This is a genomic window from Undibacterium sp. Di24W (assembly GCF_049340325.1).
GTDB lineage: Bacteria > Pseudomonadota > Gammaproteobacteria > Burkholderiales > Burkholderiaceae_D > Undibacterium.
On record NZ_JBMPOP010000001.1, the window covers coordinates 316,498 to 341,844 of the forward strand.

Consider the following 25,347-nt stretch of genomic DNA (forward strand, 5'->3'; position numbering starts at 1 on the left):
AAAAATTAAAAACACCTTACACACGCCAGAGTGCTCATTAAGATCGATACAGCCTGTGAAATTGCACTTCATGTTGCATAGACAGCAGCGATAAACCGGGTGCCCAGTTCGACAAATCGTCGTCTTCTAAGCGCATTGCCAGCCTTGCGGCATCTTCAATCTCAGCGCGCAAAGACAGTAATAGGCGCTGCCCTGAGACTTGCCCCAAGGGCACGGACTTCACACACACTAGCACCTGATTTTCTACCCAAGAAAATAGGCTGGCGTGGATCACCGCTTCGTGTGGTATGTTTAAAGCGACCGCCGCACATGCCAAGGCAGTTGGATAAGGTAAATCAGTGTGTGACTGCATCCCTGCCAACAAACCACTATCTGCGATCTTCAATTCGGCGATGAGCTTGCCCAATGAATAGCCCATCTGTATCGTTTCTGCGCGAAACTCTGCGGTATCACGCCCCGCTAAAAAAATATCAGTCCATTTACTCACGGTAGCAAAATCGCGTTGTGCAAAGGCCTGCATCAAACGCCATAAGACCGGCGCCTCAAAATAGGCGGCAACTTCTTGCAGATTACTAACGATCCAACTACGTGCCGTTAGTTCGTTCGTGACAGTGCCACGTTCTATCGCAGCTTCTAGGCCTTGCGAATAACTATAGGCGCCAATTGGCAAGGACGGGCTTGCTAATTGCAATAAATGAAGTAAGGCCGCGGTCTGCATCAATTATTGGGCTTATTGTGCTTGTGTGTCTGATGGGCGATGTATACGTTGACGCAAGGGAATCGGGGCTAAAGGATGATGGGGATGCGAATCGCCAGCATGATGATGGCCACCGCCATACGCGCCAGATTCCGGTTCAAAGCTTGCTAGCTCTTCGATGACATTGGCACCCAATCCTTGTAGCATGTCTCTCAGCACGGGGTCTTGACGTATGCGTAAAAAACCATCACCAACTTGTGCCTGCGTGTGGCGGTTACCGAGATGAAATGCACAACGTAACAAAGCGAAGGGATTGGCACACTCAACACGATAGGTTGGCTCCGGTGCAGCAATAATTTGCACCACGCGGCCATCATCACCCTGCATCAAATCACCGTCCCGCATCACGGTGCCGCGAACGGTATAGACGCCAACTTCTTCACCATTAGTCATGGTGACGCGCAATCGACTCTTTTCTCTTAACTCAAAGGGCAGAATCAATTGTGCCGCAATTTCTATACTCGGATGCGTATCAATTTTTGTATTCAGGGTAAGCATAGTGTTTGATGTAATTGAAGCACTTGTGTTGGATTAAAATAAAAAGTAACGCTGCGCCATCGGCAATACCTTGGCAGGTTCACAGGTCAGCAATTCGCCATCTGCCCGGACTTCATAAGTTTCTGGATCGACTTCCATCTTGGGTGTGGCAGCGTTATGGATCATGTCGGACTTGCGGATATTGCGCGTATTCTTTACCGCAATGACGGTTTTTTGCAGTTGCAACTGCTCCCCAATACCAGCGTCGAATGCTGCCTGCGAAACGAAGGTGAACGACTTTTTAAGGCCACCACCAAAAGCACCAAACATCATTCTCGAATAGACAGGCTGCGGTGTGGGAATTGAGGCATTTGGATCACCCATTTGCGCTGCGGTGATCATGCCACCTTTTAGGATCATGCTCGGCTTCACACCAAAAAACGCTGGTTTCCAAAGCACGAGATCAGCAATTTTGCCGACTTCTATCGATCCCACTACATGCGAAATGCCGTGGGTGATGGCGGGATTAATCGTGTACTTGGCGATGTAACGTTTGGCGCGAAAATTGTCGTGGCGCACATTGTCTTCAGCCAAAGTTCCGCGTTGCATTTTCATCTTGTGCGCTGTCTGCCAGGTTCGCATGATGACTTCGCCGACGCGTCCCATGGCTTGCGAATCGGAAGACATCATAGAAATCGCGCCAAGGTCGTGCAAGATATCTTCAGCGGCGATCGTTTCGCGACGGATGCGCGATTCGGCGAATGCGACGTCTTCGACAATGGCTGGATCGAGATGATGACACACCATCAGCATATCGAGATGTTCATCCAAGGTATTGACCGTATAGGGTCGTGTTGGATTAGTCGATGAAGGCAGGACATTGCTTTCACCCACTGCAGCGATAATGTCGGGGGCATGGCCGCCCCCTGCGCCTTCAGTGTGGAAGGTATGGATAGTGCGATCCTTAAATGCTGCTAAGGTATGTTCCAGAAAACCTGCTTCATTGAGCGTATCGCTGTGGATCGCCACCTGCACATCATAGCGCTCCGCCACCGACAAACAATTGTCAATCGCAGCTGGTGTTGTGCCCCAGTCTTCATGCAGCTTTAAACCGATTGCACCAGCCTTAATTTGCTCTTCGATTGGCCCGGGCAAGCTCACATTACCCTTGCCCAGAAATCCCAAATTCATAGGAAAGGCATCCGCCGCCATCAACATCGCATGGATATGCCAGGGACCTGGTGTGCAAGTTGTAGCAGCCGTTCCAACGGCCGGCCCGGTACCGCCGCCTAACATGGTGGTCACGCCGCTCATGAGTGCTTCTTCGATTTGCTGCGGACAAATAAAGTGAATATGCGAATCGATGCCGCCGGCAGTCACGATCATTCCTTCACCGGCAATGATTTCTGTCGCTGCGCCTATCACCATACTGACACCGGATTGAATATCAGGATTGCCCGCTTTACCAATCGCGGCGATCAAGCCATTTTTTAAACCGATATCCGCTTTGATGATGCCCCAATGATCGAGAATAACAGCATTGGTAATCACCGTGTCCATCACCTCATCATGCAAGGCCTGCGACTGCCCCATCCCATCGCGTATGACTTTACCGCCACCGAATTTCACCTCTTCACCGTAAAAAGCGTAATCCGCTTCGACTTCGATGAATAGCTCGGTATCGGCCAGGCGTATTCGATCGCCTTTGGTTGGGCCATACATTTCCGCATAGGCTTGCCGGGAAATTTTACTCATTCCAAATCTCCCATCACCAAACCATTAAATCCAAACACGCGCCGTTTGCCGGCGAGTGCCACCAATTCTATGGTGCGTGTTTGCCCCGGCTCAAAACGCACTGCAGTACCAGCAGCAATGTTGAGGCGCATACCGTAGGCTACTTGCCTCTCAAATTGCAAGGCGGGATTGGTTTCAAAGAAGTGAAAATGGGAACCGACTTGTATCGGTCTATCTCCACTATTTGCGACTTTGATCGTGACGCTAACACGTCCGACATTCAATTCGATATCGCCTGTTTCGATCAGCATTTCGCCTGGGATCATAGATGCACCTGAAGTAAACAATTCATGGAATAGGATGGTGCACGGTCACCAGTTTGGTGCCATCAGGAAAAGTCGCTTCCACTTGGATATCTGGAATCATTTCGGCGATGCCTGGCATAACATCGGCACGCGTTAAAATTCTGGTGCCCTCAAACATCAACTCAGCCACCGTTTTTCCATCGCGTGCGCCCTCCATGATCGCAGCGGAAATCAGAGCCACCGCTTCTGGGTGGTTAAGTTTCAAGCCGCGCGCTTTGCGCCGCTCTGCCAATAGACTAGCGGTGAAAATTAATAATTTGTCGCGTTCACGCGGTGTTAATTCCATGGACTCGCCTAGATAATCTTGCTTTGTTGAGCAGCCAGTTGGGCGAGTTCAAAAAGTAGAATTTCGCTACGTCGCTGCATACCAGCTAAATTGCAACTGAATAGCAACTGATTAGCAAGTCCTGTGCCAGTTAGAAAGCGCTTAGATTTTTGGGGAAGTTGATTCTAGGTATTCCAGACGCGTAAGGGAATCGCATCGCGACCGATGACGACTGGGCGTAAAAACTGCCAGGCCAAGAGCATCAAACGTCTGGCTTGTTCGCTGGAATCGCCAAGATAGCGCACCACCGTAACGCCTTTTACCACCGTTGCACCAAATTGTTCACCCGGCGATAATTGCGCGGCAGCTGCCTCTCTAAGTGCATTGATATGATTTTGGCTGATGCTGCCGCCGACAGCGAGTAGGCTCGCGGTAACGCTGGCGTCCGCCAAACCAACCTGACTTGCCATCATCGAACTACCGCCTGATAACTGACCTTGTTCAAACCAGATCAACTTTCCGTCGCGATGGATAGTGGTCACTTGCCTAACTTTGCCTGCATTAAATTGTTCATTGGAGGCAGTACGACCAAAGCAGAAAATATCGCAAAAAATGAGCGATGCATCGCTTGCCAAAACTATCTCTTGTTTGAGAAGGACTTCAGCGCAATCGAAAAAAATTGTCTCTTGCGGCAGCCACTCCAAACTGGCACTTGCACCCACTTCCAAACGTAAGACTTGCTGAGAAAGTTTGCCATTCGCCTTATACCATTTGGCTGCGCCGGGCGTACTGATCAAAGCCTGTGCACCCGTAGAGACGCCTACTTCGGTACGTAAAATATCGCCACCCAAAATACCTCCAGGGGGATGGACAATAATGGCATGACAGATCTTCTTATCTTCGGGATAAAGTGGTTTTTGAACACGTAATGGGCCAAAATGCTGGCGCTCAGTTAGGCGGGTTACATCCTCATCTAACGTGAACCCAAGCTTCAGTCTGGCTTCACAAGCTGCTGTTACATGTGCGGTGAAGCTAGTCTCATTACGGGATTGGAAAGGCATTTATTCGTGGTCTTGAGTTCTGTCTTGCCACCACTATAGCGCCAAAAATCTCATTTCAGCTAATTTTTTGGAAGGCGTATTTACGGCTTTAAGGAGCACTCATGCGGAAATGCGACACACGGATTCTTATTTAAAAGTACAGCCAAAAATTCTGCCTTCAAAGAGTGCAAGAAATCGAGTTTTGCACCTTTTTCGAACACGATCGCACTAAAACATTGCGCGACACCTTTAATGTGCATAAGTGATAGAAAACATGTGGCACGCCTTTTAGTCCTTAGCACTCAATTAATCGAACCGGTACCCGTCCAAACTTGACCACGCGCGTCAGTTCAAAAGGATTAATGAGTGTCTACAACTTCCCTGAAGTGTGGCTTGTTTTCGACCACCGGCTTATTCACTTTCAAAATAGCGATATGTAAATGCTTCAAGCGATGAACGCTCGACACATCTAAATAATCGAGGTGAGTACGTACATAATTCGATTTGTTAGAGGTGTCCCAGCTTCCTATAATGTTCTCACGGTACCTGTACAAAGAAAGCAGATCTTAAATGGTGAGACATACTTTTATCCGACTGCCGATTGACTCGTACCGACCAGTTTAAAAGTATGGGAGAGTCTATGTAGCTTGATAAACCGCACGGCTTAGAATGCGGCGATGATTTGGGTCACCATACTTTGCATCGATTGCGAGTCGCAATAGAAATTTGAACGAACCCGTTTGGACAAAGTGTATATGAAAATGATGTCATGTTCAGGACAAGAAAATCACCACATGAGACTGATTGAACATCGTTCTCTTCATCGCCGTATTGTCTGAATTTTTTATTAAAAAACGGTTGACCACTTTTACATTTTATTTGGAGTAAAACCATGGATTCACGCACCCTATTTTCGAAAGCATCCAACTATTCCCGACCGGGATTTGGCATTTCTCGCAAGGCGATTTATTGGATAATCGGCAGCGTTTCAATGTTGGCAGTATTGTTGATTTGGGCAGTCATTGCATCGGCACAATGGCTATTATTTCAAGGTAAAGATGCCGCAGTCGATATCATCAATCGCGCGCCAAAAATGTCCGAAACTGTTTTAGGAAAAGTAGAGCAAGTGATGCCAGGAGCGAAAAAAGCGCTTGAGGATGTCATACCAAAGACAAGAGAAGCATTAGAAGGCGCAGTGCCAGGGGCAACTGGCGCGTTGGAGGGTGTGCTGGACGGACTAGACTCAAAACGATCGACGCAACGCGAAGTCAGCGGGGCTGATATCGCTCCCGTCACCCGCTACGATGGTTTGGTACGCATTGCATGGGATAAAGCTGGTATAGCGCAATATGAGGGCAAAGCCGACTTCAAGCAAGTTCGACATCACTACAGCAAAGGGTTTATCGAGCAAGGATATTCAGAAACGATCATTTCAGCAAATCAGGAAACCGAAATTCAAGAATATCTGAAGGGACAAGATCGTTACAAGTTAACTACGACTCAAAAATCGTCTAGTGTCGTGCAATTGAAAATTGAGAGAATGAATGCTCAAAGTAGTTAGTAAGCGCGAATCTGTGATCCACGAGTATCCCGAAGTTTTAAATGTGAAGATATTGACTTAGTCTTTTCGTTCAATACATCGGTGAGTGTCAATCATGAAGGAGTTATTATGTTTTCGGTATATGGCATTACAGGGCAAGTGTATTCAGGCTCATTTGAAGGTATCAGTCGTGTCAACCAGGTCCGTCAAGCAAGGCGGGGACGCACAGTCCAAGAAGACGGGTTTGAACTAGGCACCGATATTATTCCTAGCCAAATTCTAGCAAAGGCCTTGCCGCCTACTACGGGGGAACAACGTGCAATCAATGCCTATCGGTCGACACTGCCGATAGAATTCGAACGAGGCCCACTCTTTCACGCGCGGCAGATCATGCAAACCAAAGTGATTGCTGTGAACGTCAATGATTCTGTGTCTGAGGCATGGGAACTTATGCGAGAAAACGGCATTCATCAAGCGCCAGTATTCAACAACACAGCTAAACTCATTGGCGTCGTCAGTGAGCGCGACCTGCTCACCAGCCTCAATCTCACACAAAATGGAATGACCAATGTACTAGACCGACGTGTAAGTGATGTCATGCGTACGCCAGTTGTTGCCAGTTCTCCGCTGACCGACATCCGTCGCATCGCACGCGTGATGCTAGATTTTGAGGTCGATGGCGTGCCTATCGTAGATGAGTCAGAACGGCTGATCGGCTTTATTTCGCGCAGCGATATGCTAAGAGTGATGATGAAAGACCCGCCGCTGAGTCTTTGGTGTTAGTAATAGCTTGATATTCGACAAACGAAGGCACATCTAACGTTCCAGTATCAAACAACGAAAGGTTTACAATTCGTTCTACGTGTAATCGCTAGATCTAAGCTTCGAGATTGATCCTTGAATTCACCAAGTCTGACAAAGCAATCGCGTCTGTCGTGCCAACTTCATGCAGGCCTTTGACGGTACCGATCCTATCTTCCATCGCTTCGTCCTGACTTAATTTCCATCGTCCCTTAATAGAGGTAATTGGAATTTCTATCCCGACGATCGCACCTAATAAGCGCTGTATGAATTCTTCTGGCGCATCAGAGACTTTCCATGGTGCTGCCCCCACATGACCGAGCGTCTTTGAGGCTTCATTGCGATCGGTAAGATCGCTGACCATTTGCAATATCCAATCCCTGTCTTCAACTACCGTAGCTATACCATGTGCATGTACGACAGTGTAATTCCAGGTGGGTACTACCTTGCCAGCGATTTGTTTACTCGGATACCAGTTAGGTGTGATGTAGGATTGCGCCCCTTGGAAAGTAATTATTGATGGCACATCCGATGACAGCATTTTCCATATAGGATTTGCTCGCGCTACATGGGCACGCAATACGCCCAATTCACCACGTGATTTGTCTAGAATAAATGGAATATGATTGGCATCTAATCCACCATCGGTCATGCTGACCCAAGTCCCTAATGGATGCGTTTGTATCAGCGCATGCAGTACGTCGAGATCTTTTTCTTCGTGATAAGTTGGCAAATACATCACTAGTCCAGTCAATTGGGGTTGATAAAAAGCTTTGGATTATACAAGCACCAATGCGTAAAAATGTATAGCGGGAAACGGGATCAGTTCAATGACTCCAACATCCTTCAATAAACGAGTCTGCATTGATCTAAAAAAACACTGGCGATCCATTTATTTCTGCGTCTAATTGCTATTTTGATAGGTCACATAATAAACTAGACCAAACACTTAGCATGCAAGGTATTTGTCACAGATAAGCAATCGCAAGACTTGACTCACATTCCTGAATTTTTTTGAAAGCGTCGGTTCGAATTTGCAACAAGGCCCAAATAATCCATTAGTCAAATTACCCATTTGCTGCTAGGATTTATTTTCTTTCTATTGGGTAACCGTCATGTTAAAAAATATCGCCTTCCTCGTGTTGTTATGTTCTGCTAGCGCTCAATCATTTGCCCAAGAATATGTAGATAAAATAGCAAAGCGCGCTTGTGATTGCTCAGAAACAGCCATTAAAAATAGCAACGAAAAAACACGCTCCATGGAAATAGGGTTTTGCATCCTGAACGCTGCGGACGCAGAAGACAAAAAGAAATTTAAGAAGGACTTCAACTTAGATTTTAATGAGATCGATAAAAACGGAGAAAAAATCGGCAAACTGATTGGTATGAAAATGGCGCCGATTTGTCCTACGACCATGATGGCTTTAGCAAATGCTCAAGTTGACAAAGAGAAATCCAACAATGCTTTTCAAAGTGTTTTTGGTGAAGTCATCAAAATAGAAAAAGATTTTTTTGTTTCGTTTGTGGTACGTGAATCCAATGGTAATTCGAGCAAATTACTGTGGACTAGCCCAATCGAAACGAACATCGATATGGCCAATCAATATCTTTCCTTACAAGGAAAATCTTTGCAGTTTTCATTTGAAAACCAAAATATTTTTGATCCAAAAATCGGTGAATATCGTTCATTTAAAATCATTAAAAAAATCAATTCAAAGTAAAAACCTTTAACGCACTGCGTTTGAAAGGCACCAACACCTGGCAATACTAGTTGGTGCCAATCTTTGAAATATCACATCTTAAGAAACCAAGTTTTTCATCCTCTGCAAAGAACAACGACAAAGCGAACTACTTTGATTTCGCTTTGTCGTTGGTGATTCAAATTGCGGCAAATGCGCCCTCACCTTAACACTTAAGATTTAAATTAAAACTTGTACTCCAAGCCCGCCGATGGGAAAAACGGCATTTGTGCTTGCGGTTTGCGCGTCTTGTAGTCAGCGCTGTATTCGTAGGCACCCACATTTTTACGTGCATAGGCGTTAATCAACTCGACGTAGTAAGACAGTCTTTCTGTTTTCTGAAAGTCGACACGTAGATCTAAGCGGTGATAAGCGGGCATACGTTCCGAATTCAGCACACCATAAACGGGGAGTAACCGACCATCCGTACCGGTGCGGATACCAACAATGGGAGTATCTGGATGGCCTGTGTGATAACTCCAGCGTGCGCCATACTGAATTTTATCGGACTGTTTATACTGAAGTACTGCGTTTGCAATCACGGGTTGATCAAAGCCAAAAGTAAAATTTTCACCAGTGATGTCGTTATGACGTTTTGACTTGGACACACTGAGCGATACAAATCCAGAAAGGCCATAACCCATATCCTTTTTCACTAAGACTTCCAAGCCATGTGCGCTACCGCTGGCACCATTGACATAATTGACCAATGGGTCATTCACGACGAAGTGGTCAAATTCTTTCTTGTATATCTCAGCGCGCCATGACCATCCTTGATCTAAATTCTGCGCAAGCCCAAATGCGATTTGATTGGAACGTATCGACTTCAAATTCGGGTTGCCGATCTCAGCGAGACTTTGTTCGCGTGATGGTTCTTGATGATGGCGACCGGCTGTTAAAGAAAATACGGTGTGCGGCGAGTAGCGATACTCCAACCCCAAACGAGGGTCGATCACTGTCTCTTTCAAATAGTCGTCTCGTGCACTGCGCAAACCACCCGTGAGTGTCCATTGCGACCCAAGGCGCCAACGGTCATTCAGATAAACAGCGCCAAAATTGTCGCGTTGACTGCTCACCGTTTTAGAGAAATTTGCAGCTGTAGAATCACAATTAGGGTCAAATTCGGTGCAGCGTGGATTCTTGATATTGACATCTACATCCAAGACATTGGAGCTAATATCTGCACCCACGGTCAACTGATGATCCCCAATGTTTTTCGTCATCTGGTCTCGCAAATAGGTCAGCGTCGAGGTCGTCGCATACGCACCTGCGCTGCCGATCCTGGTTTTCTGATGTGCTACCATACGCCCCACTGCCAATTGACTGCTCGTCGTTGAGCTCAGATCCGACTCCCACACTAGCGCCATATTATTAAAGGAACTAGCGAGGGCGCTTTCACCCAACAACACTGGGTCATGCTGTACATCGATCGAGTCTTTTTTTAGAGTAAATTTCGCACTATCTTGCGCCGTAGTTAGATCAAAACGCAGGCGATTCTTGTTGTCGATGTTCCACAAAAATCGACCTTGTACGTCGCTATAGGAAGGAAAGGTAAAACTCGTCCCTGCCTTTTCGTCTTTAATTTCTTTGACAAATAGATCAATCACACTACGACGCGCCGATAAGAAGAAAGACGTATTCTCCGACAACGGACCTTCTACCAATACGTTGGCAGCTAACGCGCCGGTACGAATTTTCCCGCCTATGCGATCGGTTCTAGGATTGCGCAAGGAAGCATCAAAAACGCCCCCCACCACGTTGCCATATTGCGGGCTCCACGCGGCGCTATACACGTCAAAACGGCGTACTAGATCGGGATTGAAAACACTGACAAAACCGCCCATGTGAAACAAGTAACCGACTGGCAAAAAATCGACGTAATAAGCATTATCAGAGGGCCTGGCACCACGCACCGCCGCTCCCCCATCGCCATCGTTATTAGCAGCAATACCGGGTAGAGTTTGCAATGCTTTGAGCGGATCTCCACCGGAACCCGGCATCTTGAACAGTTCTTCGCCACTCAGACTCATTTTTTGTGTGCCACTCTGCATAGGCTTGGCGCCGTGCACTTCGACTTTCTGTTCTTGTTCCGTGTTCTCTTTTTTTGATGTATCTACCTGTTGCTGCGCTTGTGCGCTTACCGCCATACCACTGGCAATAAAAGCCAACATCGCACGGTTAAAACATCGGACAAAAGAACGTTGACGAAATGAATGTCGCGACGTTTGGACGACCGGAGCCAAAAACGATACCAAAGGATGTTGCGAAGATAGATTCGAGAGATTTTTCATGAAGAGGCAAAAGTTCGTACTTGATTGAAAAACACGCTAGGCGCGCCAAAGAGCGTGCATTGTTGTTTCGAGAAGAAACAAATTAGCAAAGTTTTCGATTAGTACTACCTGGAGCTACTTTTTGTCATCGGAGACAGTACACCTTTTTTCTCTCATTCAAATTTGAACTTTTTAGAATGGATTCATTGACATGCCAAAGTTCAAGCGAGATCCGCCGAAATTATTGTGTACACAAAAATGGATCTACAAAGTTGAACCAAGATAAGCCCGAATGAACACTGGCCCATACGCCTTGCACGGCCGTTAACTGCAGTAGGACAAAAGCTAGCAAGGGTCAATTTTTCACATAGCGCTTCGTAATACATCAAGACACGGTTCACCACTCTCGACGATGCGATATTCGACTACTTGAGCTAAATTATCCAAGCCTTGCCCGCGAACGCTCCGTAAAGATCCAGATTTGATAGAGAGTCATCATTCCCATATTTTCTCTATATGTAAAAAGAGCATCGAGCTCACGTGAAACCCGCTAGCCGTGTTAGGCTATTGCCGACAAATGGTCAGTGTTAACATTCCAATATGCCCATCAGTTTTAATACCTCATTAGGCATTCACCACAAATTTTAAAGGTATTTGGACACTTAATGCTTTCTGCTATGAATGTCTTTGCAATCCTCTTGCTTCTAGGCAAAGCGCATTAAATAATTCAAGCACTTTAGGAGAACGTGTTTTTCCACCCATTCGTGCAATCCACCATGTATGACTTGGGCTCTTTACGAAGTTTGGAACTTGCATTAAAACACCCAATTTAAGATCGTTCGCCACCGCAGAATAAGGGACGCAGGCGATGACCTCTTGCTGTTTTATCGCGTTGATGAGTAAACAAATATCGTCATAGAACGCTACTTTTTTGCATAAATTCAGTTGTTCTTGTAGCTGATTGTTTATGCTGTCATCGGCTAGGCTTTTTTCAAAATAAAATAATCGTAGGTTTTCTAAATTATTCATGTCGATTTTTTGCGCCAATGTCGGTGTGGCTACGACGATCCATTCATCTTGAAATAGAGGACATTCCTCTAAGTTGGCTTGCTGCAAAGGATATGCACTGATATGAATATCCACGTCCACTTCATCAATAAATCGCGCAGTTTGATCCGTTGATAAGACAGGTAAGAACTCATGGTCGCGTTCTTGCGCTTCATTGATTTGCGCTTGCAACCAACCTTGCATGAAAGGCGCGGGGGCGACAACGACAACCAAGCCTGGGTCAAGGTAAGTGGTTATACGATTTAATCCTTGATGCAGAGTATGGAGTGATTTTTGTACCGTTTGTAAAAGCACCTCGCCAGCCACAGTTAATTCAACACCGCGCCCAACGCGATGGAACATAGGCTGACCTAATTGTTCTTCTAGCTGTTGAATTTGATGACTAATTGCTGATTGAGATAGATGTAACTCATCCGCTGCTCTGGAAAAATTACCTAAGCGGGCAGCGGCTTCAAATCCGATTAAATGGCGTAAAGAAGGGATATTTTTCATTAGATATGAAATTTTTTGATTAATTTAGGCAATAAAAATCAATATACCTCATTAAACTCTGGTTTTATACTGTCTTTCATTAAAATTCAGCACTATCTTGTTTAGGACTGAGTGCTTATTGATTGAGCTGTTTAAATTGAGAGATGGAAGATGAACAAAATGATGACGCGAAGAAAATTGTTGCAGTTTGGGGCAAGTATGGGCTTGGGTTCTATGCTCGCTGCTTGTGGAGGTGAAAATGCGCAAGCGGAAAGTGCATCGACATCTGCTTCATCTGGTGGTTCAACAGTGACAACACCAGAAAATACACTCACAACGTGGCGCATGCCTGATGAAGCGGAACCTCATATTGCAACTTGGATGGCTTTTGTCGCCAATGCGAATGTGTGGGGTTCTGACTTGGTTAATCCTGTGAAAAATACCTTGGCCACGATTGCCAATACGATAGTGCAATTTGAACCGGTGAATATGTTGGTCAATGCAAGTGATTACACTTTGGCTAAGCAAAAACTTGATCCGCGCGTGACTTTGCATATTGCTGAAATCGACGATTTATGGATACGCGACACTGGCCCAGTATTTGTTAAAAATAGTCGTGACGAACAAGCTGGTGTGAATTTTAATTTTAATGGCTGGGGTAAGAAACAGAGCTATCAACGCGATGCGAGTATCGCTAAAAAAGTATGTGAACTATCCGGGCGAACGCAATTGAATACGAGTTTAGTATTAGAGGGCGGCGGTATAGAGGTGGATGGTCATGGTACAGCGATCATCACTGAAAGTTGTGTACTCAATCCGAATCGCAATCCTGGATTGAGCAAAGCAGCCTGTGAGGCGGAATTAAAAAGACTCTTAGGAATACAAAAAGTGATTTGGTTGCCTGGTATCGTGGGCAAAGATATCACCGATGGACATACCGACTTTTATGCACGTTTTGCAAGCTCCGGTGTGGTGATTGCAGGCTTGGAGCATGATCCAGCATCCTATGATTATGCTTTGACACGTCGTCATTTAGAGATACTAAAGAGTGCTACAGATGCCAATGGAAAAGCGTTCAAAGTATTGGTGTTGGATGCGCCATCTAAAGTACGCCCTGAGTATGAGAGTAAAGAGTTTGCAGCAGGCTATATCAATTTTTATGTAGTCAATAATGCCGTCATCATGCCGCAATTTGGTGATGTGGAAACAGATGCCTTAGCCAAAGCAACTTTAGAGAAAGCCTTTCCAAATCGACGAGTGATTGCATTAAATATCGATCCGATTTCTGCCGGCGGTGGCGGCATACATTGCGCTACACAGCAACAATAATTCACATAAAAGAAGGCGCTTTGTTAAATGCGCCTTCTTAAAAAAATTATGTCATGCGTGTGTGCATTCTCATGGATGCAAATTACTGCTTGAGCAAGCCAACCAAATCAACTGCATTCGCCATGAGCATGTAACCGGCATCGTTTGGATGTGTGCCATCTCCACTGTTTAGTGTATTGAGTTGACGAGAAGGATGTGCTGGATCCTGCAGCACCAGATCGAAGTCGACCACACCGTCAAATGCCCCGCCGGTTCGAATCCATAGGTTCACGGCTTGTCGTTTGGCCTCCATACTTGCGCTATGTGGCAAGGGCCTGACCGCACCTTCCCGCGGTAGCAGCGTTCCTGCCCAGATTTTCACGCCCTTCGCATGCGCACGTTCAATCAACAGCTTCATACCGTCTATGATTTGCTGGGCTGACACTTGATCCTTTGGTGTTTTGAGAAGCTCCGAAGCGCTAATATCATTAATGCCTTGCAAGAGTATGATCCAACGCAGACTTGGCTTATCCAACACGTCGCGCTCGAATCGGTTTAACGTGCTCGGCCCCACATACGGCGAGCCAAAATCATTGAGTACACGGTTACCAGCAATCCCTGCATTGACGACGGCAACTGTTCCCGCTGCTGGCATGCCCTGTAAGCGGTTCGCCAGGAAGTCGGGCCAACGCGCATTGCCGTCTTGAGTCGACCGAATACCGTCCGTGACAGAATCTCCAACAACAACGAGGGTGTGAGTTCCTATGGGTGCCAGCACTTCAACATCGGTCAAAAAATATCTGCTGTCATTGATCTGTGTACTGGAGATGGAGGTGACACTAGCGACATCCTTACTTTCAACCAGATACGTGGTCTGAGCACCGTTGTCATGGACGGTAGGCAGACTGGCACCCATCGGCAGATACAGGCTGACAGCCAGTTCCACCAGGGCCTCCACTGGCAGCGCAACCGGATCAATGGCCACGCTACTGCCGGGAGCAATAGTGATGGTACCAGCGCCATTAAACAGCGCGAGGCGGTCACTGCCCTCCACAATCGCGCCGCCACCTGCATGTAGGGCGACGTGCACTGAACTAATGGTGAGGGGTTGAGTTCCCAGCAAGTTGGAGAAACGCAAGCGGACATCCGTTCCACCAACACTGGTACGTAATACCTGTCGTATCGTAACAGGCGTCAACGGTGCAGCGACGCCGTCCGGTGCGGCCATCCATCCGGTTACCCAAGTGCCGGGCGAAGGCACGGGCAAGTTTTGCGCCATCGCCGTGGACACAAAGAACACCACGGCGGCTACACGTATTGAGGTGGTGAAAAACTTAACGTAGTTCATAAGAAAGATCCAAGATTGGGAGCCTTTATTATTGATCGAGATGAAAATGTGCGATTGTGATGTGTGACGAAAACCCGATGGGCAGTGACAAAAGTCGGTAGCGTGCGAATTGCAGCCAAACGCCCGTGATCGCAGGCAAATCTATCATCTCGCCTTTGGTATTACGTGATTATTTGGCGTTGCCTGGTTTTGTGAATGCCGACCAAATCTCGGCTGATTTGTCGACATTCAATCCTGAAACTGCGGTCTGAATTTTCTTCAATTGGGCAATTCGTACTAGGTTGCGACGCAAAGCACAGTTGTCAGAATATAGTTGTCGCTGTGCGTTTGAATCGTTTTTATATATCCGTACTTTTTTCTGTATTTTTGAAAAAATTTCAAAACACAAGCTTATCGTATCAACCTTTGCAATGTCTGGCTCGCACAAGAACATGTCGCTTTGTGAATGAAATTATGGACAAGAATTCCATGCAGTTAGACTTGAACGCCTTTCCTAGTTCGACGCACACTAAGCAGACAACTTCGCACCAACAGTGACCAATTCTTCAATCAAATCCGCTTTCATGATCAGCCGTGTAGCGCGTCCTTGCTCGATTAAGAAGGCGCCTCGACCATTGGTGTAAATGATGCTGCCATCTGCATGTATGTCATAGGCTAAAACATTTGTCGCTAGCACTTGCTCATTTCCCTGGCGATCGCGTGAAATGAGTTGCCACGAAGTTGGTACGAGAGAGGGCACCCCCTGCACCGCACCAGCATTGCGCATCGCTTTTTCAGCGTCGATGCGTTTACCTTTGAGAATAATTTCTTTGAGATCAGCTTGTACTGCAGGCCCGGTAGCACTTGTTAAGGGCTTACGAGAGTACATCATGGAAAAGAAATTCAAGTAATGAAAAACCGCGCGCAATAATCTAAATGGAAACAGTAGCGTATCCAACAGAAAACTCACCGTATCATTCTTTTGCCCTTCGTAAGGTCGACGGATAAAGTGTAAATTTCCTTGAGGGCAAACACGTGGATGCAAGTAATCAAACTGAGTATCTTCAAGCACTGAAGTCACGCGACTCGATGTTAGGTCTAACATTTGTATCGAAGTATTACTAATCGCTGCAATATAGCCGTTAGCCGCCCTTGCCAAACCTGCCGATTGGTACAAAATCTTGGTGTCCGCGCCAGGTATCCAAGTTGGCGCGCAATCTAAAGTATCGCCACCTGTCAGCGACTGAAACTGCGAACCATCCGTGTTGATCATGGCAATGTTTGAGGAACCATCTTTACTCTTCGATGCACATAAAATGCGCGAGCTTGAATCATCAAGATTCAAGTCACACAAAGCCAAGTTTTGCTTATGCAAAATGCGTTTCTCTTCACCTGTTTTCAAGTTCATCGAGAACAGGCCACCCATCAATTCATCGCGCAAAAAATAGAGAACGTTATCCCGGTCGAAAAATTGCATAGATGTTGCTAAGATTTGTGCTTCATCTTTTTGAAATTGTCGCAAACCGCCGTTTGCCGAGACGCTAAAGCTGGTGTTTTCTTTCCATGCATGACGTTCCTGATGTCGCTCAAGCTTATCGTGCATCTCTTGCACATAGGGACTCTGTAATTGCTCGATACCGGTTGTCGGATCTTGGTAATACAGCTTGCCATTCGCAAGGTAAGCAAGCGAAAGCCTTGAGTCTGCGTTCCACGAATTTGATTCATGCGCTTGAAGATTCGGCGCAGATCGACTAGCGGTGTATTGTTTACTCAATTGCAAAATCAGAAAACCGACACCAGCGATGCCGACAAGAATGAGTATGAGGTGCACTAAATTTCTCCAGTGAAGAGTAAAACTTCATTTTCTCACGTTGTTCCGAAATGACAAACTTCTCATCGAAGTCTTATTTCAACAAATAAGACTTTGAATTGTCGCTCGGTAGGATTCATCAGGTACGTTTTCGTGAATGCGATAGTTGCTTTTGCTACAGTCTCGATCCTAAAGATAGTAAAACCAGGCAAACGGTACCACTAACATTTCAACAACCCCACCTCTTTTGAAGCGAGCTTATGGTTACAATAATTCTAAACTCAGGCATGAAATGAACACAATCTTAGCAAAGATGGCATACTCAGAAACGCTATAGTCATCTTTTAAATCAGTGACTTGATGTTCATTGAGCACACCTTTTGTATAATGCTTGTGAACTAATCAGGAAAATTGTGTTCTCAATCAATGGGTAAGAAAAATACATCGTGCCATACTCTCGGCACTAAGAGCAAAATAGAAGCCGATCAGTAACGCCGCAAACGATCATTGTTCACACCTGGAATATGGATGACAACTCCAATGAAATACCAGAAGCTGCTTATTTTCGTCGTACTCAAACTGTGCTTGCTGCAAACTGTTTTTGCTCAGAGCACTCAAGACAGCACACGTTTGCGCATCTTGGATCTAGAGAATTCTGGTGATCCCATAGGTAAGTACGTCACGGAAGTCTTACGTTTGGCCATCAAACACAGTGGTGTCACTTATAGCTTAGAGAAAATTCCATCGGTGTCAACGCCTCAGGTCAGGCTGATCGAAGACTTATCGCATAACCGTGGCATACTCGATCTCATGTGGACTATGACTAGCGATGAGCGCGAAGCGCAATTATTGCCGATTCGTATTCCTATCGACAAAGGCTTAATGGGTTGGCGTATTGCCTTCATTAATCCGGAAATGGCAGAGCGCATGAAAGCGATCAAGAGCCTCGAGGAGCTGGGGACGCTAAAGGCAGGTCAAGGCTACTTTTGGCCAGATACCCAAATTTTGCGTCACAACAAACTACCGGTGGTTACAGGCACTGCGGCAGCTTTGCCGCTGATGTTGAGTGAACGCCGCTTTGATTATTTCCCTCGTTCTATCATCGAGATTTGGAATGAACAAAGCAAACACCCTGAATTGAAACGTGAAGTCGATACCTCGATGATTCTGCATTATCCGACTGCTTTGTATTTTTTTGTCGCACCAAACCAAAAACAACTGGCCGAAAACATACGCAGAGGACTAGAGCTCTCAATTACCAATGGCAGCTTTGAACAATTGTTCACACAGTACTGCCGTCCCTTTATCGTCAAAGCCGATCTCAAAAACCGCCGCATTTTCGAACTAGAGAATCCGCTGATACAACAAACATCACTCCCCTTACAACGCGCCAAATTCTGGTTCAGTCCTTAGTAAGGAGAACTGCCAAGTTTGTCTTTAACGACTTAGCGGGTAAGAAATCCACCCATGGTGGCATGGACCATCGCATTGACAATCTGTTCTTGGTTCAGTTTGTTATCGCGAACCAAGAAATCTACCGTCGGATCGCAAGCCCGTGAATACAAAGTAAACACCAACACATCATCTGGCACTTCAGGGGTTAAAGCGCCATCTACCCTCGCCTGTGCTACCAAAGCATGGAAGCGCTTGTTCACGCGCAAGGCGACAGTCATGTAGTCTAGATTGAGCATCAAGCTACGTTGCAAGCTCACGCTGGTCGAAGGCAAATGTGGAACGCCCCCTTGCAATCGCAAATGCAAAGACCACGCCAAGATATGTTTCAACTGCTCAATTGCCACCATATCCGCGGGCAAACCATCGAGCTCATCCAAGGTCGATTTCAATAAACGCGTCAAAGCAGCCGCAGCCAACTTCTCTTTCGATGAAAAGTGTTTATATAAGCTTCCTTTTGCGATGCCAACACGATCTGCGACATCATCCATCGTCATCAGGTCAAAACCTTTCTCTGACAAAAGATGATTTACGGCATCAATAATTGCTTCTTCTCGTGCATCAAACTGCTGTTTTTTAAAAGAAAATCGCATTTTTTCAAATTTTTCTGGACAAGAGAAAACCAATTGGTATATTTTATGACTCATCAGTCACAAAATGATTTTACAGTCACATTTCTATTCGACTGATAACAAAATTCCGATCCAAGCCTGACACTTTTTCAGAGATATTTGTTCTTTTAATTACACAATCGAGGAGTATCAACATGAATTTCAAACAAACATGGAAACAGTTCTTACTACGTGGCTTTGCCACGCTTGCTATTGTAACTGCCGTCACCGCTTGCGGGGGAAGTAATGATACTAAGAAACCCGCTGGCCCTGATACGATTCTAAAAGAAGCGCAAATGAAAGGCCTTACTGCACTCGCGGCAGCCGTCGACAAAGCAGGACTGTCCACTACGCTGAATAACACCAGCGCCCAGTTGACTGTATTTGCTCCGACTGATCAGGCCTTCAATGACCTGGCTACAAAACTAGGCTTAGCCAATGGCACTGCATTAGTGAATGCATTAACTTCACAACAACTACAATCGATACTGACATATCACGTGTTGGGTAATAAGAAAACCGCGGCAGATTTGATAGCAGGTGGCTCAACGCAAGCCACACAATATAGCTTCAATAACGTCAATGCGACCTTGAAACTGACCACAACGAGCGGTGTCAAAATCACGGATGCCATCTTGACCGACGCAACGGTCACAAGCGCAGACGTGCCTGCCTCAAACGGTGTGATACATGTGATCGACAAAGTTTTGGTTCCACCAGGCGTACTCAACGTGGTTCAAATCGCCCAAGCCAATCCCACATTTAGCTCTTTAGTCGGTGCGGTGGTCGCCACTAACTTACAAGGCACCTTAAGTGGCGCTGGTCCATTCACCGTATTCGCACCAACCAACTCAGCCTTTGCAGCAGCACCAACTGGCTTGACCGTGGCACAATTGACTACCGTTTTGACCTACCATGTTGTGGCCGGTCAAGTCTTATCCAATGCGATCCCTTTTGGCACAAAAATCAATACGGTCGCCGCAGGTAAAACCATCACTATTAACAGCACAACACCACCAACCATTTCAGACTCAACGGCTGTACCTGCAAAAATAGTCGCAGTCGATGTACGTGCCAGCAATGGTGTGATCCATGTGATTGACAAAGTCTTGATTCCAACATTGCCATAAACGATTGTTCGACGAATTTTTGAACTTGCGATCACAAGCTGAATTTAATCGCGGTCTTGAGATTGCGTAGCTCAGAAGTTCGATGTCTGACTCAAAATCATTTTTTGAGTCAGACATATTGTTTAGTAAAGTTCGCGCCTAGTTTATCCTATCGCGCTTGGTATCGGTTGTACGCCAATCCCAAAATCAAAGCAGCGACTCCGATTTCACTGTAAAGCAGAATAGAATTATTGCTTGCTGATTCATTAAATGCTAACACGTCAAAATACGGTGCACCTTTGGTTTGAATTGCCAAATAAAACCAGAACATAAACGGCCCCAGAAAGGTACGAGACGTGCGGGTGAGTCGTCCTAACATGGATGCCAACGAACTCATGAACAGTAAGCCTACTAACAGTGCCAAAGCGAAGTGCGGTGCGTGAAAACTCCAACGATACAAGACCACACCGAAGAGCATGAAACCTAACAAAACACTTGCGGCAAATTGACGTAAGTAACGACGATCGGCGCCACCGACCACGGCGTCACCCATGGCTGACAATTGTGCCTGATGATCTCGCGTACTTAAGTCGCTAATCAATACGCCCCACAACGCACAGGCGAATACCAGAATACCTGCTAAGTTTTTCACATTCATGATTGCCGCGAAAAAGGAAAAGGCAATCATCGCAATAATGGCGAGCGGTGAATTGACCAAAGTAACCGCGACTTCTGCAAGTACTTGCCCAGCGAAGTTAGGCGTTTTTGCTGCGAATCCGAATAAGGGTTTTACCAAGCGCGAAACTGGGCGCAACCACGCGTTGACGATCTCAAACGGTGTTCTACGTTTTCTAATATTAGACAGCTTAATTTTGTCTGGAGAATAACGATGAAACAGAGGAATAGCGAGCAACATAGGGATAAAACTCAACAAGGTCGTGATTAAGCGATAAAGCAATATGGTGTTTGGGATCTCCGTTAATTCGACAACGTTGGCGGGCAAGCTCGGGTTAAAAGTACCAAGTCCGATCGAAATGCTTTGCACAGTGAATTGCGTACGAACGATAAAATCGACGATCGTCATTCCCAATCCCTCTAGGATCATAATCGGAGGCATGCTGGACACATGGCCGTGTCCGACTTTGTCGAGCATCGATACTTCAAAAACCCAGACGAAGAAATAGATGACATCGCCTGCTTTACCCATGAGAAGGGGAACACTGTCGAACAAAATTGCACAACTTGCACCAAAGAAGATAACTGGGAGGAGGACTAGTCCATACACTTTCAGATAAACGATCAGCTGCACGGCCGATTCACCACGTGCGATTTGTAAACCGACGACCGTCATCAAATAGGCAGCGAGAATGAGAAGGAGATACGCCACCGCGCCTAACCAACGGCTAAAGATAAAAGTGCCATTGCCGATCTGCGTGGAGGCGATCACAGCGCCGATTCCACAACGCGCGTCTTCAGCGATACGGCCTCGGGTTAGATAAAAACTCAACAGTCCGAGCAGGGGCGCAAACAAACAAGCAGTGCCCAAAGCCAGTGAAGAACTGTTGTAGACAGTTCGCGCCTGATTAATCACCAACATACTCAAATTGCTGTCACCTGCGCCGAAAATCAAACGCGCAAGCGCTGCTATCAATATGAGTACCACCAAGGTGCTGAGTCGACGAGAACGAAGTTTGACCTCGTTCATCACCAAAGTCCTAATGACTTGAATTTGTAGTATTGACATGCTCATCTACCTTCACAAAACGCTGTCATGATTAGCGTAACGCTGTGCCATCAACGCTTCTTCTAAATTCGGTGTAGCCAATTCCGCGTCTGCACATGGTAAATACGGATGCGCAATGCGAACATTCACTACTTCACCTTGACGCTGCATGTGCAATACATTGGTGCGAACCCGTAATTCTTCTAATTCTGCTGGTGAAACTTGTGCCGACCAGATCTGACCACGCGCGCTTTCTATCATGTTGTCAGGGGTATCAAAACCGATCAATTTACCCGAACGCATAATTGCCAATTCACTGGCAACACTCTCCACATCCGACACAATGTGAGTCGACATAATCACTAATTTGCTATGACCAATATCGCCCAGCAAATTTCGAAAGCGCAAACGCTCTTCTGGATCGAGCCCTGCGGTCGGCTCATCGACAATCAAAATGTCGGGATCATTCAACAAAGCCTGCGCAATACCCAAGCGGCGACGCATACCACCGGAGAAAGCGGCAGCTGAACGGTGCGCTTGATCGTGCAGATTAACCAGCTCGAGTAATTCTTGAATACGACGTGGATCTTTGACGCCTTTCAGTGCTGCAAAATACTGCATGAATTCCAATGCAGATAAGTTTGGGTAAACGCCGAAATCTTGGGGTAAAAAACCCAGGCGCTGACGAATCGCGTCTGGCGCTTTAATGATATTAACGCCTTGAAAAATAATCTCGCCGCTGGTGGGTTTAGTGAGCGTCGCGATCATTTGCATCAAGGTAGTTTTGCCTGCGCCGTTGTGACCAATTAAACCGACGACGCCTCGCGTCAGTGATAGTGAAACATTGTCCACTGCAGTCACTGCTTTGCCAAAAGATTTGACGACATTACGAATTTCTAACATGATTTCCCCCTACTAAGTGACCCGCAAAAACACATCCTTGTTGAGCAAGTCGGTTGTCCATGTCGTCACAGTAAAGGGCTTCGGTGAAATCTGCTGGCGAAAACCGATGAACTGCAAAACGAAGGGGGTGAGTTGTAAAAAAATTGCTGAATTTCTCTTCGTGATCAAATCAAAGAACAACTGCTCTAAGTTAGCGAAGGAATTATGCGAAGTACCGTACAAAGAACATTTACCTGACCGCCCTACTTCGTATGCACAAATTCAAAACGAGACTGAGACTTTAAGAAAGAAGCAAAATAAAAACATCCGGGACGTACCTCATTAGTGTTGACATAGTTTGGCCAGCATCTGAATTTCTAGGTTAGCAATTCCGCAAGGTGTGGCCGTATCATGCATGGGCAATAAAGAGCTTGTCTCTCTTGGTATATCCTAGAGTTCGCCCCTTCCTCCAATATCAAATTCGTCGAGGTCGCATCACTTGAATTTAGATTCACTTAAGGTAAACCTGACTATAATTGTTTCATGCACTTATTAATCATTGAAGACGACATGGATTTAGGCTCGGCGCTGCAGCAGGCTCTCAAGGCTGAAAGCATCACCAGCGTCTGGTTGCGCCGTATGAAAGACGCGCCTTGGGCGGCGGCTGATCTGGACTTTGACTGCGCCTTGCTCGATGTCGCGCTGCCAGATGGCAGCGGCTTAGATTTACTCAAGCGTTGGCGTAGTTCGGGTGTGAATTTACCTATCATTATGATCACAGCCCGTTCTGGCTTGGACGACCGATTAGCCGGACTAGATGGCGGCGCGGACGACTTCATTGTGAAACCTTTTGCTATGGCTGAATTGATCTCACGCGTGCGGGCTGTACTACGCCGCTATGCGCAACAAGCAAGCGCCTTGTGGACGATAGGTGAATTGAAAATCGCCCCACGCGCTTTCCAGGCGTGGCAAGATGGCGTCGAGCTGGATCTGGTACGCCGCGAATTTGAATTATTATTGGAATTAGCACGCGAGCCCGGCACTGTGTTACCCAAAGGTGTGTTGGCACAGCGCCTTGAGCCATTGGGCGAACCACTTGCCTTTAGCGTGCTCGAAGTTCACATGTCTAACCTGCGCCGTAAAATCGGCGCGCACCGCATTCGTACTTTGCGTGGCATTGGCTATATGTTGGTGATATGAATCTACTGCACCTTCTGCTACGCCCTAGCTTAGTGCGACGCGTCAGCATGACCCTATTACTGGCGTCTCTGCTGATTTGGGTAGTGCTGATGGCCTATTACTATTGGCAGGAAACTGGGCAACGAGCGACAACTACTCGGCAACGCGAACGCGCCGAGCTTGTTGTTGCAGTGTTAGCAAAAATCGATGATGTTGAACAAGTACGTAATGGCGCGAAATTGTATTCGGCGCTATTCAATGCGCCGTATCAGCGAGCAGGTTTGCCGGAGAATTTTTTACTTCAACTAGAAGACCGGCAAGGCCAAGTGCTGTTTTCCTCCGCCGCAGGTGGTAAGCGCCTTTTGAAAGGTGTAGCTGGCAATGTTATCGAAAACGAATTCAACGGTGAGCGGTATCATGTTTATCGCGCCGAGTCAGGTGCTTGGGTGCTACTCATAGGCGAACCTGTCACAAGCCCAGGTTGGCTACTCGCGCGCCTAAGCAGTAACTTGACGATGTCAATGATCATTTCGTTTCCCTTACTGTTATTGCCTATATGGTTTGCGGTGACACGCGGCATGCGGCCACTAAAGCTGCTATCGAATCGCATCGCCGCGCGTGGTCCTGATGACCTTAGCCCTTTAGAGTTCAATGTCGAGTATGCAGAACTGTCGCCGCTTGCAGCTGCCCTTGACCGGCTCTTGGATCAGTTGCGTACCAAGCTCAGCCGCGAACATGGCTTTGTGCAAGATGCAGCCCATGAGCTAAGAACACCTTTGGCAGTGATTTCGGCCCAAGCACACGTCATGATGAAGGCTGAAACGCCAGAAGAACGCAAACAAGCAGGCACACATCTTGACGCCGCCATTACCCGTGCTTCGCATCTGATTAAACAATTGCTAGATCTGGCTCGCATTGAAAATGATGAAGCGCATACCACCGAGCGACTTGATCTTTGCCAATTGCTGCGCCAAGCACTCGCAGAAACGGTACCAATTGCGACGGAAGGAAACATTGACCTGTCACTCGAAGCACCTGATGAATTAACGCGCCAAATTGATAGGAACGCATTTCTATCAATCGTACACAATTTGCTTTCTAACGCACTGCACTATGGACATGAAAAAAAACTCGATGCAGAACACCAAAGAGGCGAAGTGCATGTCGAACTAATCTTACTCAATACAGTCGTGATGTTATCTGTAGCAGACGACGGTCCAGGTATTGCGGAAGCCGAACGCGCGCTAGTGTTCGAACGCTTTTACCGCGTAGCAGGAAGCGACAAGTCAGGTTCCGGTCTGGGCTTAGCCATTGTTGCTCAAGCAGTTGCACGTCTGCACGGTAGGGTGCGCATTGAATCTGGCTTACACGGACGCGGTTGCCGCTTCATCGTCGAATTACCCTTGCAATAGCACATCT

Annotated in this window: 23 protein-coding genes; 9 read left to right on the forward strand and 14 right to left on the reverse strand. The window is 46.6% G+C overall.

From position 1 onward, the window contains the following. Nucleotides 1-37: 37 nt before the first annotated feature. From ACO0KZ_RS01265 to ACO0KZ_RS01290, 6 genes are all read right to left on the reverse strand, one after another. Nucleotides 38-718: an urease accessory protein UreF gene (locus ACO0KZ_RS01265; protein ID WP_422992756.1), complete on the reverse strand. Its 681-nt coding sequence runs from the start codon at nt 716-718 to the stop codon at nt 38-40. A gap of 12 nt (nt 719-730) precedes the next feature. Further along, complete coding sequence (gene ureE / locus ACO0KZ_RS01270; protein ID WP_422991938.1) at nt 731-1,255, reverse strand: urease accessory protein UreE; 525 nt, start codon at nt 1,253-1,255, stop codon at nt 731-733. 33 nt (nt 1,256-1,288) lie between these two features. Continuing rightward, complete coding sequence (ureC, locus tag ACO0KZ_RS01275; RefSeq protein ID WP_422991940.1) at nt 1,289-2,989, reverse strand: urease subunit alpha; 1,701 nt, start codon at nt 2,987-2,989, stop codon at nt 1,289-1,291. Beyond that, on the reverse strand, nt 2,986-3,294 hold the full coding sequence (locus ACO0KZ_RS01280) for an urease subunit beta (RefSeq protein WP_422991942.1): 309 nt from the start codon (nt 3,292-3,294) through the stop codon (nt 2,986-2,988). The genes ureC and ACO0KZ_RS01280 overlap by 4 nt, the downstream gene beginning before the upstream one ends. Before the next feature lie 22 nt (nt 3,295-3,316). Next, nucleotides 3,317-3,619 (reverse strand): urease subunit gamma, encoded by a 303-nt coding sequence (locus ACO0KZ_RS01285; protein ID WP_422991944.1) that lies wholly within the window; start codon nt 3,617-3,619, stop codon nt 3,317-3,319. A 164-nt stretch (nt 3,620-3,783) separates the two neighbouring features. Continuing rightward, entirely contained in the window at nt 3,784-4,659 is an 876-nt protein-coding gene (locus ACO0KZ_RS01290; RefSeq protein ID WP_422991946.1) for an urease accessory protein UreD, read from the reverse strand. An 871-nt stretch (nt 4,660-5,530) separates the two neighbouring features. On the opposite strand from ACO0KZ_RS01290, the gene ACO0KZ_RS01295 reads away from it, so the two are divergent. After that, nucleotides 5,531-6,199 (forward strand): hypothetical protein, encoded by a 669-nt coding sequence (locus ACO0KZ_RS01295; protein WP_422991948.1) that lies wholly within the window; start codon nt 5,531-5,533, stop codon nt 6,197-6,199. A 108-nt stretch (nt 6,200-6,307) separates the two neighbouring features. Continuing rightward, a complete protein-coding gene (locus ACO0KZ_RS01300) occupies nt 6,308-6,961 on the forward strand; it encodes a CBS domain-containing protein (RefSeq protein WP_422991950.1) in 654 nt (217 codons plus the stop codon). 94 nt (nt 6,962-7,055) lie between these two features. Here ACO0KZ_RS01300 and ACO0KZ_RS01305 read toward each other — a convergent pair whose 3' ends face one another. Beyond that, nucleotides 7,056-7,718, reverse strand: coding sequence for an FMN-binding negative transcriptional regulator (locus ACO0KZ_RS01305; RefSeq protein ID WP_422991952.1), 663 nt, complete (start codon nt 7,716-7,718; stop codon nt 7,056-7,058). 376 nt (nt 7,719-8,094) lie between these two features. Here ACO0KZ_RS01305 and ACO0KZ_RS01310 point away from each other — a divergent pair, with 376 nt between their 5' ends. Further along, nucleotides 8,095-8,700: a hypothetical protein gene (locus tag ACO0KZ_RS01310; protein ID WP_422991954.1), complete on the forward strand. Its 606-nt coding sequence runs from the start codon at nt 8,095-8,097 to the stop codon at nt 8,698-8,700. A gap of 203 nt (nt 8,701-8,903) precedes the next feature. Here ACO0KZ_RS01310 and ACO0KZ_RS01315 read toward each other — a convergent pair whose 3' ends face one another. Then, nucleotides 8,904-11,009 (reverse strand): TonB-dependent receptor plug domain-containing protein, encoded by a 2,106-nt coding sequence (locus ACO0KZ_RS01315; RefSeq protein WP_422991956.1) that lies wholly within the window; start codon nt 11,007-11,009, stop codon nt 8,904-8,906. 654 nt (nt 11,010-11,663) lie between these two features. Continuing rightward, entirely contained in the window at nt 11,664-12,548 is an 885-nt protein-coding gene (locus ACO0KZ_RS01320; RefSeq protein WP_422991957.1) for a LysR family transcriptional regulator, read from the reverse strand. A gap of 150 nt (nt 12,549-12,698) precedes the next feature. Here ACO0KZ_RS01320 and ACO0KZ_RS01325 point away from each other — a divergent pair, with 150 nt between their 5' ends. Next, nucleotides 12,699-13,856, forward strand: coding sequence for an agmatine deiminase family protein (locus ACO0KZ_RS01325; protein WP_422991959.1), 1,158 nt, complete (start codon nt 12,699-12,701; stop codon nt 13,854-13,856). A gap of 82 nt (nt 13,857-13,938) precedes the next feature. Here ACO0KZ_RS01325 and ACO0KZ_RS01330 read toward each other — a convergent pair whose 3' ends face one another. After that, nucleotides 13,939-15,183 carry an SGNH/GDSL hydrolase family protein gene (locus tag ACO0KZ_RS01330; RefSeq protein ID WP_422991961.1) on the reverse strand — a complete coding sequence of 415 codons (1,245 nt, stop codon included), beginning with the start codon at nt 15,181-15,183 and terminating at the stop codon, nt 13,939-13,941. A gap of 125 nt (nt 15,184-15,308) precedes the next feature. Here ACO0KZ_RS01330 and ACO0KZ_RS01335 point away from each other — a divergent pair, with 125 nt between their 5' ends. Continuing rightward, entirely contained in the window at nt 15,309-15,434 is a 126-nt protein-coding gene (locus ACO0KZ_RS01335; RefSeq protein ID WP_422991963.1) for a hypothetical protein, read from the forward strand. Between the two features lie 257 nt (nt 15,435-15,691). Here the strand turns inward: ACO0KZ_RS01335 and ACO0KZ_RS01340 are convergent, their stop codons facing one another. Next, nucleotides 15,692-16,993 (reverse strand): hypothetical protein, encoded by a 1,302-nt coding sequence (locus ACO0KZ_RS01340; RefSeq protein ID WP_422991965.1) that lies wholly within the window; start codon nt 16,991-16,993, stop codon nt 15,692-15,694. Nucleotides 16,994-17,500: 507 nt separating this feature from the next. Here ACO0KZ_RS01340 and ACO0KZ_RS01345 point away from each other — a divergent pair. Next, on the forward strand, nt 17,501-18,385 hold the full coding sequence (locus tag ACO0KZ_RS01345) for a hypothetical protein (RefSeq protein ID WP_422991967.1): 885 nt from the start codon (nt 17,501-17,503) through the stop codon (nt 18,383-18,385). A gap of 32 nt (nt 18,386-18,417) precedes the next feature. On the opposite strand, the gene ACO0KZ_RS01350 is transcribed toward ACO0KZ_RS01345, so the two are convergent. Then, on the reverse strand, nt 18,418-19,017 hold the full coding sequence (locus ACO0KZ_RS01350) for a TetR/AcrR family transcriptional regulator (RefSeq protein WP_422991969.1): 600 nt from the start codon (nt 19,015-19,017) through the stop codon (nt 18,418-18,420). Between the two features lie 173 nt (nt 19,018-19,190). On the opposite strand from ACO0KZ_RS01350, the gene ACO0KZ_RS01355 reads away from it, so the two are divergent. Then, a complete protein-coding gene (locus tag ACO0KZ_RS01355) occupies nt 19,191-20,165 on the forward strand; it encodes a fasciclin domain-containing protein (RefSeq protein ID WP_422991971.1) in 975 nt (324 codons plus the stop codon). A 148-nt stretch (nt 20,166-20,313) separates the two neighbouring features. On the opposite strand, the gene ACO0KZ_RS01360 is transcribed toward ACO0KZ_RS01355, so the two are convergent. Both ACO0KZ_RS01360 and ACO0KZ_RS01365 read right to left on the reverse strand, forming a co-directional pair. Beyond that, a complete protein-coding gene (locus tag ACO0KZ_RS01360; RefSeq protein WP_422991972.1) occupies nt 20,314-21,888 on the reverse strand; it encodes a hypothetical protein in 1,575 nt (524 codons plus the stop codon). Nucleotides 21,889-21,900: 12 nt separating this feature from the next. Further along, nucleotides 21,901-22,770 (reverse strand): ABC transporter ATP-binding protein, encoded by an 870-nt coding sequence (locus ACO0KZ_RS01365; RefSeq protein WP_422991974.1) that lies wholly within the window; start codon nt 22,768-22,770, stop codon nt 21,901-21,903. Nucleotides 22,771-23,292: 522 nt separating this feature from the next. Here ACO0KZ_RS01365 and ACO0KZ_RS01370 point away from each other — a divergent pair. Together ACO0KZ_RS01370 and ACO0KZ_RS01375 are read left to right on the forward strand one after the other, a co-directional pair. Next, the gene (locus ACO0KZ_RS01370) at nt 23,293-23,949 is read left to right on the forward strand and encodes a response regulator (protein ID WP_422991976.1); all 657 of its coding nucleotides are present in this window, start codon (nt 23,293-23,295) and stop codon (nt 23,947-23,949) included. Continuing rightward, nucleotides 23,946-25,340, forward strand: coding sequence for a sensor histidine kinase (locus ACO0KZ_RS01375; protein ID WP_422991978.1), 1,395 nt, complete (start codon nt 23,946-23,948; stop codon nt 25,338-25,340). The genes ACO0KZ_RS01370 and ACO0KZ_RS01375 overlap by 4 nt, the downstream gene beginning before the upstream one ends. The last annotated feature ends 7 nt before the right edge of the window (nt 25,341-25,347 follow it).

What these genes read in the sequence shown, in the direction of transcription:
- ACO0KZ_RS01330 (WP_422991961.1), bottom strand. Translation starts at nt 15,183, where the DNA reads ATGAACTACGTTAAGTTTTTCACCACCTCAATACGTGTAGCCGCCGTG.
- ACO0KZ_RS01285 (WP_422991944.1), bottom strand. Translation starts at nt 3,619, where the DNA reads ATGGAATTAACACCGCGTGAACGCGACAAATTATTAATTTTCACCGCT.
- ACO0KZ_RS01350 (WP_422991969.1), bottom strand. Translation starts at nt 19,017, where the DNA reads ATGCGATTTTCTTTTAAAAAACAGCAGTTTGATGCACGAGAAGAAGCA.
- ACO0KZ_RS01305 (WP_422991952.1), bottom strand. Translation starts at nt 7,718, where the DNA reads ATGTATTTGCCAACTTATCACGAAGAAAAAGATCTCGACGTACTGCAT.
- ACO0KZ_RS01295 (WP_422991948.1), top strand. Translation starts at nt 5,531, where the DNA reads ATGGATTCACGCACCCTATTTTCGAAAGCATCCAACTATTCCCGACCG.
- ACO0KZ_RS01300 (WP_422991950.1), top strand. Translation starts at nt 6,308, where the DNA reads ATGTTTTCGGTATATGGCATTACAGGGCAAGTGTATTCAGGCTCATTT.
- ureE (WP_422991938.1), bottom strand. Translation starts at nt 1,255, where the DNA reads ATGCTTACCCTGAATACAAAAATTGATACGCATCCGAGTATAGAAATT.
- ACO0KZ_RS01370 (WP_422991976.1), top strand. Translation starts at nt 23,293, where the DNA reads ATGCACTTATTAATCATTGAAGACGACATGGATTTAGGCTCGGCGCTG.
- ACO0KZ_RS01365 (WP_422991974.1), bottom strand. Translation starts at nt 22,770, where the DNA reads ATGTTAGAAATTCGTAATGTCGTCAAATCTTTTGGCAAAGCAGTGACT.
- ACO0KZ_RS01375 (WP_422991978.1), top strand. Translation starts at nt 23,946, where the DNA reads ATGAATCTACTGCACCTTCTGCTACGCCCTAGCTTAGTGCGACGCGTC.
- ureC (WP_422991940.1), bottom strand. Translation starts at nt 2,989, where the DNA reads ATGAGTAAAATTTCCCGGCAAGCCTATGCGGAAATGTATGGCCCAACC.
- ACO0KZ_RS01310 (WP_422991954.1), top strand. Translation starts at nt 8,095, where the DNA reads ATGTTAAAAAATATCGCCTTCCTCGTGTTGTTATGTTCTGCTAGCGCT.
- ACO0KZ_RS01265 (WP_422992756.1), bottom strand. Translation starts at nt 718, where the DNA reads ATGCAGACCGCGGCCTTACTTCATTTATTGCAATTAGCAAGCCCGTCC.
- ACO0KZ_RS01360 (WP_422991972.1), bottom strand. Translation starts at nt 21,888, where the DNA reads ATGTCAATACTACAAATTCAAGTCATTAGGACTTTGGTGATGAACGAG.
- ACO0KZ_RS01290 (WP_422991946.1), bottom strand. Translation starts at nt 4,659, where the DNA reads ATGCCTTTCCAATCCCGTAATGAGACTAGCTTCACCGCACATGTAACA.
- ACO0KZ_RS01280 (WP_422991942.1), bottom strand. Translation starts at nt 3,294, where the DNA reads ATGATCCCAGGCGAAATGCTGATCGAAACAGGCGATATCGAATTGAAT.
- ACO0KZ_RS01325 (WP_422991959.1), top strand. Translation starts at nt 12,699, where the DNA reads ATGAACAAAATGATGACGCGAAGAAAATTGTTGCAGTTTGGGGCAAGT.
- ACO0KZ_RS01345 (WP_422991967.1), top strand. Translation starts at nt 17,501, where the DNA reads ATGACAACTCCAATGAAATACCAGAAGCTGCTTATTTTCGTCGTACTC.
- ACO0KZ_RS01320 (WP_422991957.1), bottom strand. Translation starts at nt 12,548, where the DNA reads ATGAAAAATATCCCTTCTTTACGCCATTTAATCGGATTTGAAGCCGCT.
- ACO0KZ_RS01355 (WP_422991971.1), top strand. Translation starts at nt 19,191, where the DNA reads ATGAATTTCAAACAAACATGGAAACAGTTCTTACTACGTGGCTTTGCC.
- ACO0KZ_RS01315 (WP_422991956.1), bottom strand. Translation starts at nt 11,009, where the DNA reads ATGAAAAATCTCTCGAATCTATCTTCGCAACATCCTTTGGTATCGTTT.